The 16,886-nt window shown below is 70.6% G+C and carries 15 protein-coding genes; 4 read left to right on the forward strand and 11 right to left on the reverse strand.

Going from position 1 to position 16,886, the window contains the following annotated elements:
- Positions 1 to 165: 165 nt before the first annotated feature.
- The 3 genes from ASC99_RS13815 to ASC99_RS13825 all read left to right on the forward strand — a co-directional run bounded on the left by ASC99_RS13815 (position 166) and on the right by ASC99_RS13825 (position 6,207).
- Complete coding sequence (locus ASC99_RS13815; RefSeq protein WP_057231727.1) at positions 166 to 2,682, forward strand: ATP-dependent Clp protease ATP-binding subunit; 2,517 nt, start codon at positions 166 to 168, stop codon at positions 2,680 to 2,682.
- Positions 2,683 to 3,123: 441 nt separating this feature from the next.
- Positions 3,124 to 5,409, forward strand: a complete 2,286-nt coding sequence (locus ASC99_RS13820; RefSeq protein WP_157531544.1) for an immune inhibitor A domain-containing protein — start codon at positions 3,124 to 3,126, stop codon at positions 5,407 to 5,409.
- A gap of 297 nt (positions 5,410 to 5,706) precedes the next feature.
- Positions 5,707 to 6,207: an SgcJ/EcaC family oxidoreductase gene (locus tag ASC99_RS13825; RefSeq protein ID WP_057231731.1), complete on the forward strand. Its 501-nt coding sequence runs from the start codon at positions 5,707 to 5,709 to the stop codon at positions 6,205 to 6,207.
- On the opposite strand, the gene ASC99_RS13830 is transcribed toward ASC99_RS13825, so the two are convergent.
- From ASC99_RS13830 to ASC99_RS13845, 4 genes are read right to left on the reverse strand one after another with little or no spacing between them, the layout of a single operon-like run.
- Complete coding sequence (locus ASC99_RS13830; protein ID WP_057231734.1) at positions 6,170 to 7,585, reverse strand: HAMP domain-containing sensor histidine kinase; 1,416 nt, start codon at positions 7,583 to 7,585, stop codon at positions 6,170 to 6,172. The genes ASC99_RS13825 and ASC99_RS13830 overlap by 38 nt on opposite strands.
- Complete coding sequence (locus ASC99_RS13835; protein ID WP_057231736.1) at positions 7,582 to 8,259, reverse strand: response regulator transcription factor; 678 nt, start codon at positions 8,257 to 8,259, stop codon at positions 7,582 to 7,584. Before ASC99_RS13835 ends, ASC99_RS13830 begins: the two co-directional genes overlap by 4 nt.
- A gap of 42 nt (positions 8,260 to 8,301) precedes the next feature.
- Positions 8,302 to 9,417, reverse strand: coding sequence for a low specificity L-threonine aldolase (locus ASC99_RS13840; protein ID WP_057231738.1), 1,116 nt, complete (start codon positions 9,415 to 9,417; stop codon positions 8,302 to 8,304).
- A gap of 40 nt (positions 9,418 to 9,457) precedes the next feature.
- Positions 9,458 to 11,008 (reverse strand): aldehyde dehydrogenase family protein, encoded by a 1,551-nt coding sequence (locus ASC99_RS13845; protein WP_057231740.1) that lies wholly within the window; start codon positions 11,006 to 11,008, stop codon positions 9,458 to 9,460.
- Between the two features lie 424 nt (positions 11,009 to 11,432).
- Between ASC99_RS13845 and ASC99_RS40440 the strand changes: the two genes are divergently transcribed.
- Positions 11,433 to 12,227: a M23 family metallopeptidase gene (locus tag ASC99_RS40440; protein WP_082598300.1), complete on the forward strand. Its 795-nt coding sequence runs from the start codon at positions 11,433 to 11,435 to the stop codon at positions 12,225 to 12,227.
- Between the two features lie 295 nt (positions 12,228 to 12,522).
- On the opposite strand, the gene ASC99_RS13855 is transcribed toward ASC99_RS40440, so the two are convergent.
- Genes ASC99_RS13855 through ASC99_RS13885 form a run of 7 tightly spaced genes read right to left on the reverse strand, consistent with a single transcriptional unit; the run spans position 12,523 to position 16,837 of the window.
- Positions 12,523 to 13,275 carry a 4'-phosphopantetheinyl transferase superfamily protein gene (locus ASC99_RS13855; RefSeq protein ID WP_057231744.1) on the reverse strand — a complete coding sequence of 251 codons (753 nt, stop codon included), beginning with the start codon at positions 13,273 to 13,275 and terminating at the stop codon, positions 12,523 to 12,525.
- Positions 13,272 to 13,472 carry a hypothetical protein gene (locus ASC99_RS13860; protein ID WP_162257875.1) on the reverse strand — a complete coding sequence of 67 codons (201 nt, stop codon included), beginning with the start codon at positions 13,470 to 13,472 and terminating at the stop codon, positions 13,272 to 13,274. The genes ASC99_RS13855 and ASC99_RS13860 overlap by 4 nt, the downstream gene beginning before the upstream one ends.
- Positions 13,472 to 13,864, reverse strand: a complete 393-nt coding sequence (locus ASC99_RS13865; protein ID WP_057231749.1) for a lipocalin-like domain-containing protein — start codon at positions 13,862 to 13,864, stop codon at positions 13,472 to 13,474. The genes ASC99_RS13860 and ASC99_RS13865 overlap by 1 nt, the downstream gene beginning before the upstream one ends.
- Complete coding sequence (locus ASC99_RS13870) at positions 13,861 to 14,769, reverse strand: alpha/beta hydrolase (RefSeq protein ID WP_369824189.1); 909 nt, start codon at positions 14,767 to 14,769, stop codon at positions 13,861 to 13,863. Before ASC99_RS13870 ends, ASC99_RS13865 begins: the two co-directional genes overlap by 4 nt.
- Positions 14,766 to 15,716 carry an aromatase/cyclase gene (locus ASC99_RS13875; RefSeq protein ID WP_157531513.1) on the reverse strand — a complete coding sequence of 317 codons (951 nt, stop codon included), beginning with the start codon at positions 15,714 to 15,716 and terminating at the stop codon, positions 14,766 to 14,768. Before ASC99_RS13875 ends, ASC99_RS13870 begins: the two co-directional genes overlap by 4 nt.
- A gap of 40 nt (positions 15,717 to 15,756) precedes the next feature.
- The gene (fabG, locus tag ASC99_RS13880; protein WP_057231751.1) at positions 15,757 to 16,542 is read right to left on the reverse strand and encodes a 3-oxoacyl-ACP reductase FabG; all 786 of its coding nucleotides are present in this window, start codon (positions 16,540 to 16,542) and stop codon (positions 15,757 to 15,759) included.
- A gap of 31 nt (positions 16,543 to 16,573) precedes the next feature.
- Entirely contained in the window at positions 16,574 to 16,837 is a 264-nt protein-coding gene (locus tag ASC99_RS13885; RefSeq protein ID WP_057231753.1) for an acyl carrier protein, read from the reverse strand.
- Between the last annotated feature and the right edge of the window lie 49 nt (positions 16,838 to 16,886).

Consider the following 16,886-nt stretch of genomic DNA (forward strand, 5'->3'; position numbering starts at 1 on the left):
CTCCCAGCATCAGGTTGGGAATGGTGTCGGCTGGTCGCGCAGCATGAAAGGCTCCACGAGGGTGGAGTTGATCCGTGAGCCGCGCCGCTGAGCGGGACTAGCATGCGGAAGGACAGGGCGGGGACAGTCCCCGAACTGCCCGACCGCTCTGAGGAGCGATAAACGATGTTCGAGAGGTTCACCGACCGCGCGCGGCGGGTTGTCGTCCTGGCTCAGGAAGAAGCCCGGATGCTCAACCACAACTACATCGGCACCGAGCACATCCTCCTGGGCCTGATCCACGAGGGCGAGGGTGTCGCCGCCAAGGCCCTGGAGAGCCTCGGGATCTCTCTTGAGGCCGTCCGCCAGCAGGTCGAAGAGATCATCGGTCAGGGCCAGCAGGCCCCGTCCGGCCACATTCCCTTCACACCTCGGGCGAAGAAGGTCCTGGAGCTGTCGCTCCGCGAGGCCCTTCAGCTCGGCCACAACTACATCGGCACCGAGCACATCCTGCTCGGCCTCATCCGCGAGGGCGAGGGCGTCGCCGCCCAGGTCCTGGTGAAGCTGGGTGCCGACCTCAACCGGGTGCGTCAGCAGGTCATCCAGCTGCTCTCCGGTTACCAGGGCACCGGCAAGGAGTCGGCCACGGCCGGCGGCCCCGCCGAGGGCACCCCCTCCACCTCGCTGGTCCTTGACCAGTTCGGGCGCAACCTCACCCAGGCCGCCCGCGAGGCCAAGCTCGACCCGGTGATCGGGCGCGAGAAGGAGATCGAGCGGGTCATGCAGGTGCTGTCCCGCCGCACCAAGAACAACCCCGTGCTGATCGGCGAGCCCGGCGTCGGCAAGACCGCCGTGGTCGAGGGCCTGGCCCAGGCGATCGTCAAGGGCGAGGTCCCGGAGACGCTGAAGGACAAGCAGCTCTACACCCTCGACCTCGGCGCGCTGGTCGCGGGCTCCCGCTACCGCGGTGACTTCGAGGAGCGCCTGAAGAAGGTGCTCAAGGAGATCCGCACCCGCGGCGACATCATCCTGTTCATCGACGAGCTGCACACCCTGGTCGGCGCGGGCGCCGCCGAGGGTGCGATCGACGCAGCGTCGATCCTCAAGCCGATGCTGGCCCGCGGTGAGCTCCAGACCATCGGTGCCACCACGCTGGACGAGTACCGCAAGCACCTGGAGAAGGACGCCGCGCTCGAGCGCCGGTTCCAGCCGATCCAGGTCGCGGAGCCGTCGCTGCCGCACACCATCGAGATCCTCAAGGGTCTGCGGGACCGCTACGAGGCGCACCACCGGGTGTCCATCACCGATGCCGCGCTGGTCGCCGCCGCCACCCTGGCGGACCGGTACATCTCGGACCGCTTCCTGCCGGACAAGGCGATCGACCTGATCGACGAGGCCGGTTCCCGGATGCGGATCCGCCGGATGACCGCGCCGCCGGACCTGCGCGAGTTCGACGAGAAGATCGCCGACGTGCGCCGGGAGAAGGAGAGCGCGATCGACGCGCAGGACTTCGAGAAGGCCGCCTCGCTGCGCGACGACGAGAAGCAACTCCTCACCGCGAAGGCGAAGCGGGAGAAGGAGTGGAAGGCCGGCGACATGGACGTCGTCGCCGAGGTGGACGAGGAGCTGATCGCGGAGGTCCTGGCCACCGCCACCGGCATCCCGGTCTTCAAGCTCACCGAGGAGGAGTCCTCCCGCCTGCTGCGCATGGAGGACGAGCTGCACAAGCGCGTCATCGGCCAGACGGACGCCATCAAGGCGCTCTCGAAGGCGATCCGGCGTACGCGTGCGGGCCTCAAGGACCCGAAGCGTCCCGGCGGTTCGTTCATCTTCGCCGGTCCGTCCGGTGTCGGTAAGACCGAGCTCTCCAAGACGCTGGCGCAGTTCCTGTTCGGCGACGAGGACGCGCTGATCTCCCTCGACATGTCGGAGTTCAGCGAGAAGCACACCGTCTCGCGGCTGTTCGGCTCGCCTCCCGGCTATGTCGGGTACGAGGAGGGCGGCCAGCTCACCGAGAAGGTGCGCCGCAAGCCGTTCTCGGTGGTTCTCTTCGACGAGGTCGAGAAGGCCCACCCGGACATCTTCAACTCGCTGCTGCAGATCCTGGAGGACGGTCGTCTGACCGACTCCCAGGGTCGAGTTGTCGACTTCAAGAACACCGTCATCATCATGACCACCAACCTCGGCACCCGGGACATCTCCAAGGGCTTCAACCTCGGCTTCGCGGCCACGGGTGACGCCGCCACCGGGTACGAGCGGATGAAGGCGAAGGTCAGCGAAGAGCTCAAGCAGCACTTCCGCCCCGAGTTCCTGAACCGTGTCGACGACATCGTGGTCTTCCACCAGCTGTCCGAGGACGACATCATCCAGATCGTCGACCTGATGATCGACAAGGTGGACGGCCGGCTCAAGGACCGCGACATGGGCCTGGAGCTCAGCGTCGAGGCCAAGAAGCTGCTGGCCAAGCGTGGTTACGACCCGCTGCTGGGTGCGCGTCCGCTGCGGCGCACCATCCAGCGCGAGATCGAGGACCACCTGTCGGAGAAGATCCTCTTCGGCGAGCTGCGAGCCGGCCACATCGTGGTCGTCGGGGTCGAGGGTGAGGGCAAGGAAGCCACGTTCACCTTCCGCGGCGAGGAGAAGTCGCCGGTGGCGGACTCTCCCGCGGCGGTCGCCTCGGCCGGTCCTGATCTGACCAAGTAACAGCAACCGGGTAACGGCACCGGCTCCGAAAGGGCCCCTGCACTGGCCATAGCGCCAGGGCAGGGGCCCTTTTGCCATGCCCGCCCCGTTCATCCTCAGGTCACAATTCCTGTGATGAACCGCACGGTACTCCCCGCCGTTCGACGGATAGCCAGAGCGGTTCGGATGCGATGGATGCGCCCAGCGGGCGGTTCCGCCCCGGCATTTGACAGATGATCAGGTGATAGAAGCGGCGGAGCATAGCGCCGTGGCCATGTCATGGTCAAGGTCTTTCTTTTTTGCTCACGCTTGGATCAAATGTCGTCCACCTGTCTTTCATTGGTTCACCGGCGGGGCCATGAGCTCGGCCGGTATGGGGAGGACGTCACCACGTTGAAGATATCCAAGAAGGCCGCTGCGGCGACCGCTGCCGTGGCGGTAATCGCCGCTCTCGGCGCGGGAATGCTGCCGGCTACGGCTACCGCCGCGCCGGTCACGGTCACGAACGACCCGGCCGACGCTGTGCAGAACTCACAGGCGGACCACAACCTGCCGGGTCCGCTGACCGGCAAGATGGAGGCCGAGCAGAAGGCCGCCATCGAGCAGCTGGTGAACGGCACCGCCAAGGTCGAGACCCACGGTGGCAGCACCAGCATCAAGCTGGGCCGCGACAAGTTCGTCGAGCTCGCCCGTGAGCGCACGGACAAGATCTTCACCGTCCTGGTCGAGTTCAGCGACCAGGTCGACAGCACCACCAAGCTGCCCAACGGCAACGTCAAGTACGGTGGTCAGCCCGGCCCGCAGCGCAACATGATCGCGGAGCCGGACCGCACGAAGGACAACTCCACGGACTGGCGCGCGGACTACAACCGCGAGCACTACCAGGACATGTACTTCAGCACCACCAAGGACTCGCTCAAGACCTACTACGAGCGTCAGTCCTCCGGCCGTTACTCGGTCGACGGCCAGGTCACCGACTGGGTGAAGGTGCCGTGGAACGAGGCCCGTTACGGCTCGGACTACTGCGGTCAGCACGTCTGCAACAACGCGCAGGACCTGATCCGTGACGGCATCAACGCCTGGGTCGCGGCCGAGAAGGCCAAGGGCCAGACGGACGCTCAGATCAAGGCGCAGATCGCCCAGTACGACCAGTGGGACCGGTACGACTTCGACCACGACGGCAACTTCAACGAGCCCGACGGTTACATCGACCACTTCCAGATCGTGCACGCCGGTGAGGACCAGTCCGCCGGTGGCGGCGTCCAGGGCACCGACGCGCTCTGGGCCCACCGCTCCTACGCCTACGGCACCCTGCAGGGCCAGACCGGCCCGGACAACAACAAGCTGGGTGGCACCCCGGTCGGCGGCACCGGCATCTGGGCCGGTGACTACACCATGCAGGCCGAGAACGGTGGCCTCGGTGTGTTCGCGCACGAGTACGGCCACGACCTCGGTCTGCCGGACCTGTACGACACCTCGGGCAGCGGGATCGACAACTCGGTCGGCTTCTGGTCGCTGATGTCCTCGGGTTCCTGGCTCGGCACCGGCAAGAACAGCATCGGTGACAAGCCGGCCGACCTCGACGCCTGGAGCAAGCTGCAGCTCGGCTGGCTCAAGTACGAGAAGGGCGCCGCGGGCAAGTACTCCGCGCACCTGCTCGGCCCGGCGGAGTACAACACCAAGCGCCCGCAAGCGCTGGTGGTCGACCTGCCGAAGAAGACCGTCACCACCGTCATCAACACCCCGTTCGAGGGTGCCGGCGAGTGGTGGAGCGGTAGCGCCGACGACCTGAACGTCTCGGTGGCCCGTGACGTCGACCTGACCGGTAAGACCTCGGCCAGCCTGTCGGCCAAGGCCTGGTACGACATCGAGCAGGACTACGACTACGCCTACGCCGAGGTCTCGACCGACGGTGGCACCAAGTGGACTGCCGTCAACGGCACGTTCAACGGCACGGCCATCCCGGCCGACCCGGCCGGCAACGCCGGTCTGACCGGTGACTCGGCCGGCAAGTGGGGCGACCTGTCCTACTCGCTGGACGCCTACGCCGGCAAGGCCGTCAAGGTCCGGTTCCACTACACCACCGACGGTGGCGTGCACCTCAAGGGCCTCGCGCTCGACAACATCGTCGTCAGCGCGAACGGTGCCCCGGTCTTCACCGACACGGTGGAGAACGGCGACAACGGCTGGACCGCGGTCGGCTTCTCGCGGATCAACGGCAGCTTCTCGAAGGACTACGAGCAGCACTACCTGGTCGAGAACCGTCAGTACATCTCGTACGACGAGACCCTCAAGACCGGCCCGTACTCCTTCGGTTCGACCGCCAAGCCCGACTGGGTCACGCACTACGCGAACCAGAACGGCCTCCTGATCTGGCTGTGGGACAAGTCGCAGAGCGACAACAACGTCACCAACCACCCCGGCCAGGGCCTGATCCTGCCGGTCGACTCGCACCCCGAGACCCTCAAGTGGGCCGACGGCACCGCGATGCGTCCGCGTCTGCAGGGCTACGACTCGACCTTCGGGTTCGAGCGCACCGACGGCCTGAAGCTCCCCAAGGCCGACGTGCTGACCACCATCCCCTCCTCGCGGGGCGTCAGCTCGTTCAACGACGCGAAGAACAAGTACTGGTCCGCTGAGAACCAGTACAGCAGCGTCCAGGTGCCCAACACCAACACCGCGATCTCGGTCCTCTACGAGAGCTGGAACAAGCTCGAGACCCTGGTCCTGGTCAGCCCCGGCAAGTGAGCTCAGCTCAACTGACGTGGTAAGCAGGTGACTTCGGCCCCGCTGGGATTCGTCCCGGCGGGGCCGAGGTGCGTTCAGCCGACGGTGAGGCGTGAGAGGCCACGGACGGCCGCCACGCGGCTCGCCACAGTCAGAACCCGGTCGGGCTGCCGAGGTCGTCGTTGCCGACCTCCACGGAGCCGTCCGGGCTCAGCCTTGGCAGCTCCTTGGTCAGGTCTTGGACGTCCGCTGTACGGGCGCTAACCGGGCGGACGAGAGGGTGGGACACATCGAAGACCCAGCCGAAGAGGAGTTCTGATGAAGCGTCGGACCGCCACCCGTGCCGCCATCGCCGCCGCCGTCGCCGTGGCCGCGATCGGCACCGTGACCGTCGGTATGGCCCAGGCCGGGGAGGAAAGGCGCGGCAAGGCCACCGAGCAGGAGATCGCCGCGCTGTTCGACCAGTGGAACGCCGCCCTGCAGACCGGCGACCCGGAGCAGGTCGCCGACCGGTACGCGGACGATGCGGTGCTGCTGCCCACCGCCTCACCGCGGATCCGCACCAACCACGCGGAGATAGCCGACTACTTCGAGCACTTCCTGCAGAAGAAGCCGAAGGGCGAGAAGATCCGCTCGGTGATCAACATTTTGGACAAGGACTCGGCCATCGACGCCGGTGTCTACCGCTTCCACCTCACCGACCCGCAGACCGGCGTGACCAAGCCGGTCGAGGCCCGCTACACGTACGAGTACGAGAAGCGCGGCGGCAAGTGGCTGATCGTCAACCACCACTCCTCGGTGCTGCCGGCCGAGGGCTGACCCGGAGCGCCGCCCGCAGGCCGATCCGGACGTCCAGCCCGCCCCCGGGGGCGTCCCGCAGGGTTACGCTGCCGCCGTCGTCCGTCACCAGCCGGTGGACGATGGCGAGCCCGAGGCCCGAGCCGGAACGGCCGGTCAGGCCCTGCCCCCGCCAGAACCGGTCGAACGCGCGGGCCTGCTCGGCGGCGGACATCCCCGGCCCCTGGTCCAGGATCTCCAGCACCACCTCGTCCCCCGCACCGGCCGGGGTCTCCAGGCGGACGGTGATGATGCTCCGGTCCGGCGAGACCTCCAGGGCGTTGGAGAGCACGTTGTCCAGCACCTGGTCGAGGTTGCCCGGGCCCACCAGCACCCGCTGCCGCTCGTCCGCGTCACCTGCCAGCACGATGCGCACCCCGCGTTCCTCGGCGGCCGGGCGCCAGACGGCCAGCCGCTCGCCGACCAGTTCGCGCAGCACCAGCGGCTCGGGGGCGGAGACCTTGGCCTCGGCTCTGGCCAGCACCAGCAGGCCGCTGACCAGCCGGCTCATCCGGACCACCTCGGCGGTGGCCGACTCGACGTCCTCGCGCACATACTCGTCGTCGACCCCGTCCGCGATGTTGTCCAGCGAGAGCCGCAACGCGGTCAGCGGGGTGCGCAACTGGTGCGAGGCGTCCGCGACGAAGATCCGCTGCGAGGCGACCAGGGTGTCCAGCCGCTCGGCGCCCTGGTTGAGCGTCAGGGCCAGGGTGCGGGTCTCGTGCGGTCCGGTGACCGGCGAGCGCGCCGTGAGGTCACCGTTGCCGAACCGGCTGGCCATCTCGTTGAGCTGGCGCAGCGGCCGGGTCAGCCTGCGGGCCACGATCGCGCCGACACCGGCCGCCACCGACAGCACCCCGGCGGCCAGTACGGCCCGGAACCCCCAGATCCACCACAGCCGTTCGCTCAGATCGGCGGTCGCGTACCGGATCTGCACCGCGCCGACGATCCGCTCCGGGGCACCCTGGGCGCGGGCCGGCACGGTGACCACCAACTCGGGCCCCCAGACCGGCCAGGAGCCCCAGTCGACGGTGCTGCGCCCTTCGCCGAGGGCCCGGGCGAGGGCCGGGTCGTCCGGCCGGGCGACCCGCAGCGGCGACACCGGGGCACCGTCCACCGCGAACAGCTCGACCGTCCCCGGCATCTCCTCCGCGTACGCCTCCGCCACCCGGGCCAACGCCTGCCGGGCCGGTGCGTCCCGGTCGGCCAGCAGCAGTGCCATGGTGGCGGCCTCACGGCGCACCAACTGCTCGGTCTCCCCGCGCAGTTGGGCGGTCAGCGTGAACGCCACCGGCACGGTGAAGGCGGCCAGCGCGACCGCGACCAGCAGGACGTAGCTGACGATCAGTCGGCGGATCACTCCGGCTGCTCCTGGACCACCAGCCGGAAGCCCACCCCGCGCACCGCCTCGATCAGCACGGCCCCGGCCAACTTCCTTCGCAGCGCTGCCACATGGACGTCCAGTGTCTTGGTCGGGCCGAACCAGTTGGCGTCCCAGACCGCCTCCATGATCTGCTCCCGGGACATCAGCGCACCCGGCTCCTCGGTGAGGAAGGCCAGCAGGTCGTACTCCTTCGGGCTGAGCGCCACCTCGGCCCCGGCCAGCCGGACCCGGGCCGCCTTGCGGTCCAGGGTGAGCAGCGGCCCGTAGCGGTCGGGGCCTTGCAGGGCCTGCTGCTTGGGCTGCACCCTGCGCATCACCGCCCTGATCCGGGCGATCACCTCTCGCACCCCGAACGGCTTGGAGACGTAGTCGTCGGCGCCCACCTCCAGCCCGACCACCCGGTCCGTCTCGTCGCTGCGAGCACTGATCACGATGATCGGCACATCGCCCCTGGCCCGCAGCGCCCGGCAGACGTCCAGCCCGTCCGTGTCGGGCAGCCCGAGGTCGAGGAGCACCAGATCGGGCGGCACCGACACGCTCAGCGCCGCCTGCCCGGTGGTCACCCACTCGACCTCGAAGCCGTACCTCAGCAGCCCGCGCCGCAACGACTCGGCGACCGGCTCGTCGTCTTCCACCAGCAGTACACGCACGTAGCGAACCCTAGCCGCCGGTCGCCGATCTTCGGGACCGGGTCAACGCAGCAGCTCCAGGAAGGCCGCCACCGCCTCCTCGATCTCCTCCGGCGTCCACTCCAGGGCGGCGGACGCGATCGTCATCTCGGTCATCGAGTGGCCGGGCACCGGCCCCGGCTCGTCCCACCAGCCGAACAGGCCGACGCCCTGCTCCTCGGCCAGCCGGAGCGTGGCCTCGGTCAACTCCCCGGCGCCGTACGGCAGCCAGAGCTGGAACTGGTGGGTGTGCGGGGCCTCCGGGACCAACCGGGCGCCGGGGATTTTCCGCAGCGTGTCGGCGACCACCTTGGCCTGCGCGACGTACGACTCCAGCCTGGGCAGCGTGCGCTCCAGGCCGGCCAGGGCGCTGAGCGCGACCGGCCACTGCTGGTAGAGCGAGCCGCCGTACCGGTGCCGCCAGACCTTGGCCTCCCGGACGAAGTCGGCCGAGCCGGCCAGGGCGGCCCCGCTGATGCCCTCCAGGGTCTTGTAGAAGGAGACGTAGATCGAGTCGCCGAGGGCGGCGATCTCCGGCAGCGAGTGGCCCAGGTGGTAGACCGACTCCCAGATCCTGGCCCCGTCCAGGTGGACGTGCACCCCCTCCACCGCACCGACCGCCGCGACCAGCTCGTCCCAGCTGGGCAGGATGAACCCGGCGTCCCGGAGCGGGAGTTCGAGCATCAGGGTGCCGAACTTCTCCTCGCAGTCCCGCAGTTCGTCCGGCGTGGGCACCCGGGGCTCCTCGGTCGGCCAGACCGAGGTCAGCCCGCCGAGGCGCTGGTACGCCCGGTGCTCCCACAGCTCGGGGTGCGACAGCGGGTGCATCGCCACCGTGCGGTTGCCGCTGCGGTCGGCCCAGTATCTGAGGGCGACCTGCTGGGCCATCGTGCCGGTGGGGAAGAAGGCCGCGTCCGGCTTGCCGAGCAGATCGGCGACCTGCTCCTCCAGGGCCCGGATCACACCGTCCCCGTAGAGGTCCTGCGACCGGTCCAGGTCGTACCCGGAGAGGTCCGCGTCGGCGGTCAGGGTGGCCAGCCGGTCGCGGACCGACTGCGGCCGAGTGCCCGAGAGCAGTCGGCCGCAGCGGTGGAAAGCGTGGAAGCGTCGCTCGCGTGTGGTGAGCTCAGGTTCGGTCATGCGACCGATCCTGCCTCACCCCTGGCGGCCCCTCCAGTGATTAGCGCGGCGGGTAGAGCGAGTACGACGGGAAGTTGCCGTACAGCTTCTCGTCCGCCCCTTCCGCCCCGTAGGTCACGGCCTGGACCAGCAGGTCACCGCCGACGAAGGCACCCTTCCAGGACGCGCCGAGCCCGCCGAACACCTCATCCCGGTCACCCCGGCTGCGCGGCTTGTTGATGCCGACCTTGAAGGCCAGCAGATCGGGCCCGACCCGGTCGGCGAAGGCGGGGTCGTCGGTGGCCAGCGAGGCGACCAGCGAGCCGTTGCCCGCGTTCATCGCCGCCAGCAGCTCGGCCTCGGTGTCAACCAGCACGATCGAGTCCAGCGGGCCGAACGGCTCGGAGTGGTGCAGCGCCCAGCTGGCCGGCGGGTCGAGCACGGCCGCCGGGGCGAGGTAGGCGTCCAGCGACTGACCGGGCAGGAACAGGCCGTCGGCCAGGCTGCCCCGGCGCAGCGGGACCGCCCTGGCGGCCACTGCGGCGTCGAAGTGGCCGCGCAGCTCGGCCGCCTTGGCGGCGTGGATGACCGGGCCGAAGTCGAGGTCGGGCAGCGGGTCGGCCGGGTCGGCGACGGCCAGCGGGTGGCCGAACCGCAGCTCGTCCAGCACGCCGAGGTAGGTCTCCAGGAAGGCCGGGAACAGCGAGCGCTGCACCACGTAGCGCGGGTACGCGGTGCAGCGCTGCTTGGCGTACTCGAAACCCTTCTTCAGGTGCGCGCCGAGCGCCGCCCAGTCGCTGTAGTCCCAGATGCCCCAGGCGTTCAGGCCCTCCTGCTCCAGGAAGTGACGGCGGTTCAGGTCGGCCAGCGTGGTGGCGGCCTTGCGGCCGTTGGCCCGGCCGCCGACGAAGGCCAGCGCACCCAGGCCGGCCGAGCGGATCAGCGCGTCGCCGATCTGCCCGCCCATGCCGGAGAGCAGGGTGACCGGCAGTCCGGCCCGGTGCATCACCGCGTGCGCGAGGGTGAGGCAGTGGAAACCACCCTGGGAGGGGGTTTTGGCGACCACCGCGTTGCCCGCCAGCAGCTGCACCAGCTCGGCGTGCACCTGCACGCTCATCGGGTAGTTCCAGCTGGCGATGTTGGAGACCGGTCCGGGCAGCGGGGTGCGGCCGGCCAGCTGACGGTCGATCTGCTCCAGGTACCAGCGCACCCCGTCCAGTGCCCGGTCCACGTCCGCGCAGGCCAGGCGCCAGGGCTTGCCGATCTCCCAGACCAGCAGCAGGGCGAGCAGGTCGCGCTGCTCGGCCAGACCCTCGACCGCAGCGGCCACCCGGGCCTTGCGCTCGTCCAGCGGCACCCGGGACCAGGTGGCGTGCTGCTCGATCGCGAACGCGACGGCGGCCTCGGCCTCCTCGACACCGATCCGGGGCGGGCCCGGGATCGCGGTGCCGTCTAGCGGGGTGGTGTGCTCGCCCGGCGTGCCGACGGCGCGCCACTCACCGCGCACCAGGTTGAGCAGCCGGTCGGGGGTGAAGGCTTCGGGCGCGGCCTGGACGCAGCGGGCGTAGGTCTCGGTCCAGGACGTGCCGGGCTTGAGCTGTGGTGCCGCCATCGGAGTTCCTCCGGTAGGGGGGACGGGGTGGCTCGGGGCTGGGCGTGCTGCGGACGCTGATCAGCCTGGCACGGGGGCCCACGAACTGGACAGCGAATCCGCCCCGGATAGGGGTGACCGCGATGCTGTGACCCGGTTCACGGTTGCGGCCCGATCGGCGCGGGTAGACCAGGCCCTCCGGTGGGGCTCGTCACACCCTCGGCGGCTGATACGGGGCTCGGTAGTAGACCGGGGCCGGTGGGGCAATATGCCCGGTTCGCCCGATTGGGCAGTCCGATCAGAAGATCATTACTCCACCCGCTGAAAAGTTGCGCACCCTTACTGACTACACGCCGTAGTAGGTCACACCATTTTGGGGCACCCGCGGTGACCGTTTACATCTGACTGGTCCCCCTGTTCCCGACCCACGAGGTGTCGTCGCCCGATGTCTTCCCTTCACCGTGTCACCGCCTGGGTGCGGGAACGCCGGACGGTAGTGGCCTGGAGCGGCGCTCTGACGCTGGCCGGCGGCGCACTGCTGATGCCCGCGACCGCTTCCGCGCAGACCGTGCTGCCGACCACCCCGGGCACCTCGGCCTTCACCTCCGCCGCGTTCGGCTCCGCCGCCCACGGCGGCCCGCAGCAGGCCGCCCTGGTGCAGGTCGCCGCGCCCAGCCCGTACGAGCTGCCCGGCTCCGCCTCCTCGCAGCACACGGTGACGGTCGCGGACAACCTGGCCCCCGCCCCGGCGCCCGAGCCCGCCCCCGCACCGGCTCCCGCACCGGAGCCTGCGGCCGCGCCCACCCCGGCGCCCGCACCCGCGCCCGCCCCGGCCTGGTCCGCGCCCACCCCCGGCAAGCCGATCAGCAACCCGTACGGCGTGAAGAACCCCGACTACGCCGCCGGCTATCACACCGGCGTGGACTTCGCGGTGTCCGTCGGCACCCCGCTGCTCGCGGTCGGCGACGCCACCGTGGTCTCGGCCGGGTACGACGGTGCGTACGGCAACGAGGTGGTGCTGCGGCTCTCCGACGGTCACTTCGCCGAGTACGCGCACCTGTCCTCGGTCTCGGTGCGCGCCGGGCAGACCGTGACGGCGGGTCAGCAGATCGGCAAGGCCGGCACCACCGGCAACTCCACCGGTCCGCACCTGCACTTCGAGATCCGCAGCGCGAACAAGTACGGCGCCGTGATCGACCCGATCGCCTTCCTCTCGGCGCGCGGCGTCACCGACTTCTGATCCCGTACGACAGACGCACGACTCGACGAGGGCCCCGTCCGGCTGGACGGGGCCCTCGTGTGTGCGGAGTCGGCGGCGGGTGACGGCCCGTCCGCTTGATCCGTTCGTCCCGACGGCCGCGTGCGTCGCCGTGCCCGGGGTGCCGCTCTGCGCGGAGGCCGGGGGTCCGCCTCGACGCGTCGGCGCCTTCGCTGGTCCGTGCCGGGGGGCGTCGCCACGGCGGAAGGGTCCGGCAGGCGACGGCACGCCGGCCGTCGGGGGTTCGGGGGTGGAGGGAAAGGCCGACCGGGGCGGGTCAGTTGACGCTGCGCCAGATGTGGGGCTCCGGCTCCTCGTGGTGGCCCTGCGCCCGCTCGTCGGCGGTCGGCGCCGGTCCGCCGACGAACTCCGGCCGCTGGGGTGGGGTGCCCGAGGAGACCCCCACCGCGGCGACGTATCCACCGCGCAGCCGGACGGCCCTGAACTCCGCCGGGGTGTACGGCGTCCGGGCGACGTAGGGCAGGCACTCCCCCTGCGGCTCGAAGCCGATCCGCCGCAGACCGCCGCGCAGACCCTCGCCGGTCAGCTTCACCGCCGCCTCCTTCAGCACCCACAGGGCCGCCCGGTGCTCCTCGGTGGCCGGCCGCAGGGCCGCCCGCTCGGCGGGGGTGAGGAAGGTGCTGTCGGGCAGCGCCGCCACCCGCGAGACCTGCTCGGTGTCGATCCCGACCACCGCGCCCACCGCCACGGCCGCCATCGTGTAGCGGCCGCTGTGCGCGATGCTCAGCGACAGCTCGGGGTGGGCCTCCACCCGGGGGCGGCCGTCGGCGTGGCGGGCCAGCCGCAGCGCCGTCCACGGCTCACCCACCAGGTCGGAGGCGGCCCGGCGGGCCAGCCACCGGGCGACCAGCGACCGGGTCCGGTCCGACGGCCGGTGCAGCCTCAGGACCCGCTCGCGCTCGGGCGCGGGCAGTGCCCGGAAGACCGCCTCGGCGAGCTCCTCGGACCCGGGGGTGTCCAGGTCGTGGGCGAGGAACCGGGTCTGCGGAGGGATCGGGCCCGGTGTCATCCGGTCCTCGCCCTCAGCCGGGTGCGCTGCCGGGGCACCCGCCGGCCCGGCTGCGGGGCCGGCCACTCGGCCGACTCGCGGGCCGGCCCGGAGCCGGCTGTCCGCAGGGCACCGGGGGCGAAGATGCTCAGGGCGGCCACCAGCGGGTGCTCGTCGCCCTCGGCCGACGGGACCGCCGGGTGCACCGGGGTGCCCATCACGCCGTCCCGGACTGCCCGGCCCTGCGCCACACGAGCACCCGACGCTGCTGACGGGCGTCGACCTCCCGGGTGGCGCGGACGGTGAGCAGGTCACCGTCGAGCACGGCGTCCCGGGTCTGCTCGACGCCGATCCAGTCGGCGCGCGAGGAGATCCGGATGCGATGCACGACCTGACCCTCGGTCACCCACCACTCGCCCGCGTACCCCATGTAGGAGGGGCCGGGGCCGGGGGTCGTCGGCATCATGCTCACCGAGACGTGGCCGTCGGGCGTGTAGACCAGCATTCCCTCGGGCGCGGGGCCCAGCGGGCCCTCGCCCACGGGCCGCCCGGCCTCGTCCAGGTCGTGGAAGGCCTCCAGGTGCCACACCCCGACGATGTCCTGTGTCATGTTCGGTGATCCTTTCCGGCTCCTCTGCGGCCCGCGCACTCCTCCACGAAGCCGAGTGTCCTGAGGTGGTACGCGCGCGCCGTCCAGCCGAGGCTGATGTTGTGGCCCGCATCGGGTTGGTGGTCGATCACGACCCGGGGTGACGCACTCAACCGGGACCGCAGCCGTGCCACGGCCTGCTGGTCGTGCCGCCACCACGACTCGTGCTCGGCGAAGGTGAGCCGGACCGGCACCCGGATCCGCCCCGCCAGGTCGGCGAACTCCTCCTGCCAGCGGACGGCGTCCGCGAGCTCACGCGGCGGCACGGGCGCCACGACCGTGCCACCGGCCTGGAACGTCCCCGGCGGGTAGAGGCGCAGCGGCCCCCAGTTGAGGCGCCAGTTCCGGCCGCCGCGCGGGGCCTCCGCCACCGGCGGCGCCGCGTACTCGTCGCCGCAGCCGGAGATGTCCAGGCCCAGCAGCCCCGGCACCGCGCCGTCCGCCGCGATCCGCAGCGCCGCCTTGCCGCCGAACGAGTGCGCGAGCAGGAAGATCCCGGCACCGGTGTCGTACCGGGCCGCCAGACCGCGCAGGGCCGCCGCCAGGGTGGCCGCCTGGTCCGCGATCCCCTGCCCTTCGGGCAGCTGCCGGGCCGAGTGCCCGTAGCCGGGCCGGTCCACGGCCACCGCCGCGAAGCCGAGGTCCGCGGCGAGGGACAGGAACGAGGTCTCCGGATGGGCCGGTCCGCCGAAGTACGCCGCGCTCATCCCCGCTCCGTGCAGGGCGACCACCATCGCCCGGCACGGAGCGTTGGACGGGCGGGCGAGCAGGGCGGAGAGGGTGATCCCGCCCGCGTCCAGGGTGATGCTCCGGGTCTCCGCCGTCGCCGTCGCCGTCCCCGGACCGGCCAGCTGCGCCACCGTCACGGCCGGTCGCCCCCGGCGAGCCCCTCCGCGTACGACTTGGCGATGCCCAGCGTCGCCAGGCTGTTGGTGCTGAGCGCGGTACGGACGAAGTCGATCGCGTCCTGGACGGTCGCGTCCGCCCCCAGGATCCCGGCGATCTTCGCGGTGTCGACCGTGAAGGTGTGCTGGGAGGAGGCCGTGACGCCGTCGTCCGTCGGGGTGATCGTCCAGTACCCCGTGTGCAGCGTGATCAGCGCGGGGAGGGTGACCTGCTTGTACGCGATCTGGTACGGCGGCAGCCCGACCCGGTGCGACTTCGTGGTGTGCGAACTGCCGTCCTTGGAGCGGGTGTCCATCTCCAGGGTCTGCAGTCCCTCGGCCGGCTCGTCGAGACGCACCGCGAGGACGTGTGGCAGCCGCTCGGTCCACAGGTCCGCCCGGTAGATGAACTCGTACACGTCCCGGGCGGCGCCCCTGATGTGCACGGTGTCCTCGAACGAGCAGGTCAGCTCGTCCACGGCGCCGGCCGACTCGGCGATCGCCTTGAGCGAGTCCAGCTCTGTGCGGGAGTTGCGGTCCACCACGTCGTCGAGCCAGCCGAGACTGTCGGCGTCGACGGCCCGGTAGTCGTGGTCCAGCCGGACCAGCGTCTCCCCGGACGGCAGCGCCTCGATCAGCCAGGCACCGCCCATCGCGGCCACCGGAGGCGTGCTGACCTCCTGCCGGAACCGGATCCGGAGGTTCTCCGGGTCCAGGGTGCGGTGCGAGGTCCAGTTCTTGACGGTGTCGCCCGCCGTCGCCCAGATCCGGATCCGCTCCTCCCGCTCGCCGCGCTCCAGGTGGTCGACGTAGATGCTCGGGGGGAACACCTGGGGCCAGCTCGTAGCCTCCGCCAGCAGGCGGTAGACGGTCTCGGCCGGGGCCGAGATCTTGATCTCGTGTCCGGACTCGTGCAGCTCGGACGGCATGTTGGACTCCTCGGAGCTCGGGGAAGGACGGGTCTGGGGCTCAGAAATTGCCGAGCCCGCCGCAGACGTTCAGGGCCTGGGAGGTGATGGCGGCCGCCGTGTCGGAGACCAGGTAGCCGACCAGCCCGGCCACCTCCTCCGGGGTCGAGTAGCGGCCCAGCGGGATCTTGGCCTGGAACTTCTCCAGCACCGCCTCCTCCGTGGCGCCGGACAGCCGGCTGTAGTTCTGCCGGACGCGCTCGGCCATCGGGGTCTCTACGTAGCCGGGGCAGACCGCGTTGACCGTGATGCCGGTGGGGGCCAGCTCGTTGCCGAGTGCCTTGGTGAAGCCGACCACGCCGTGCTTGGAGGCGGAGTACGGGGCGCCCAGGACCACGCCCTGCTTGCCCGCGGTCGAGGCGATGTTGATGATGCGGCCCCAACTCCGGTGCCGCAGCCCGCCCGTGGTCAGCACCTCACGGGTCAGCCGGAACACGCTGTTGAGGTTGGTCTCGATCAGGTTGTCCCACAGCTCGTCGGCGATGTCGGCGGTGACTCCGCCGCCACTGATCCCCGCGTTGTTGACGAGCACGTCGACCTGGCCGAACCGGTCGACGGCGGCCTGGACGTACCCGCGGATCGAGTCCCGGGACCGCACGTCGAGCACCACACCATCGACGTCGAGCCCTTCCTCCCGGAGCTGCTTGACGGTCGTGAGGACCTTGTCCTCGGTGCGCGACCCGATGAACACCTGGTGGCCCTGGCCGGCCAGCAGCCGGGTGACGGCCAGACCGATTCCACTGGTGGCACCGGTCACCAGGACGACCCGACGCTCCTGCTGTGTCATGACTTCTCTTCTCTGCGTGTGGGCTTCTGGCTCAGGCTGCGGGCGTCATCAGGTGCGCGGAGACGGCCGCCAGGAAGGCGCGCGGGGTGCTGGCGTCGCCGACGACGGCCTCGTCCAGCTCGATGCCGTACTCGCGCTCGACCCGGCCTGCGGTCTCCAGCAGCGCGAGCGAGTCGTAGCCGATGTCGCTGAACTCGGTGTCGAGGACGTCCCCGCTGAGGCCGGTGCCCTCGGGGGCGCCGGAGCCTTCGAGGAGGATCCGCTTGAGGTCGTCGAGGGTGAAGGTCTGTGACATGGGGGCTTCGCTTTCTTGACTGGGTGTGGGGTGAGGTGACCGATGGGGA

Origin of the sequence: Kitasatospora sp. Root107, from assembly GCF_001424875.1 — a bacterium.
Lineage (GTDB): Bacteria > Actinomycetota > Actinomycetes > Streptomycetales > Streptomycetaceae > Kitasatospora.

Coding starts and splice junctions, on each gene's coding strand:
- ASC99_RS13815 (WP_057231727.1), top strand. CDS start 166: ATGTTCGAGAGGTTCACCGACCGCGCGCGGCGGGTTGTCGTCCTGGCT.
- ASC99_RS13820 (WP_157531544.1), top strand. CDS start 3,124: ATGCTGCCGGCTACGGCTACCGCCGCGCCGGTCACGGTCACGAACGAC.
- ASC99_RS13825 (WP_057231731.1), top strand. CDS start 5,707: ATGAAGCGTCGGACCGCCACCCGTGCCGCCATCGCCGCCGCCGTCGCC.
- ASC99_RS13840 (WP_057231738.1), bottom strand. CDS start 9,417: ATGACCGAACCTGAGCTCACCACACGCGAGCGACGCTTCCACGCTTTC.
- ASC99_RS13845 (WP_057231740.1), bottom strand. CDS start 11,008: ATGGCGGCACCACAGCTCAAGCCCGGCACGTCCTGGACCGAGACCTAC.
- ASC99_RS40440 (WP_082598300.1), top strand. CDS start 11,433: ATGTCTTCCCTTCACCGTGTCACCGCCTGGGTGCGGGAACGCCGGACG.
- ASC99_RS13855 (WP_057231744.1), bottom strand. CDS start 13,275: ATGACACCGGGCCCGATCCCTCCGCAGACCCGGTTCCTCGCCCACGAC.
- ASC99_RS13860 (WP_162257875.1), bottom strand. CDS start 13,472: ATGGGCACCCCGGTGCACCCGGCGGTCCCGTCGGCCGAGGGCGACGAG.
- ASC99_RS13865 (WP_057231749.1), bottom strand. CDS start 13,864: ATGACACAGGACATCGTCGGGGTGTGGCACCTGGAGGCCTTCCACGAC.
- ASC99_RS13875 (WP_157531513.1), bottom strand. CDS start 15,716: ATGCCGTCCGAGCTGCACGAGTCCGGACACGAGATCAAGATCTCGGCC.
- fabG (WP_057231751.1), bottom strand. CDS start 16,542: ATGACACAGCAGGAGCGTCGGGTCGTCCTGGTGACCGGTGCCACCAGT.
- ASC99_RS13885 (WP_057231753.1), bottom strand. CDS start 16,837: ATGTCACAGACCTTCACCCTCGACGACCTCAAGCGGATCCTCCTCGAA.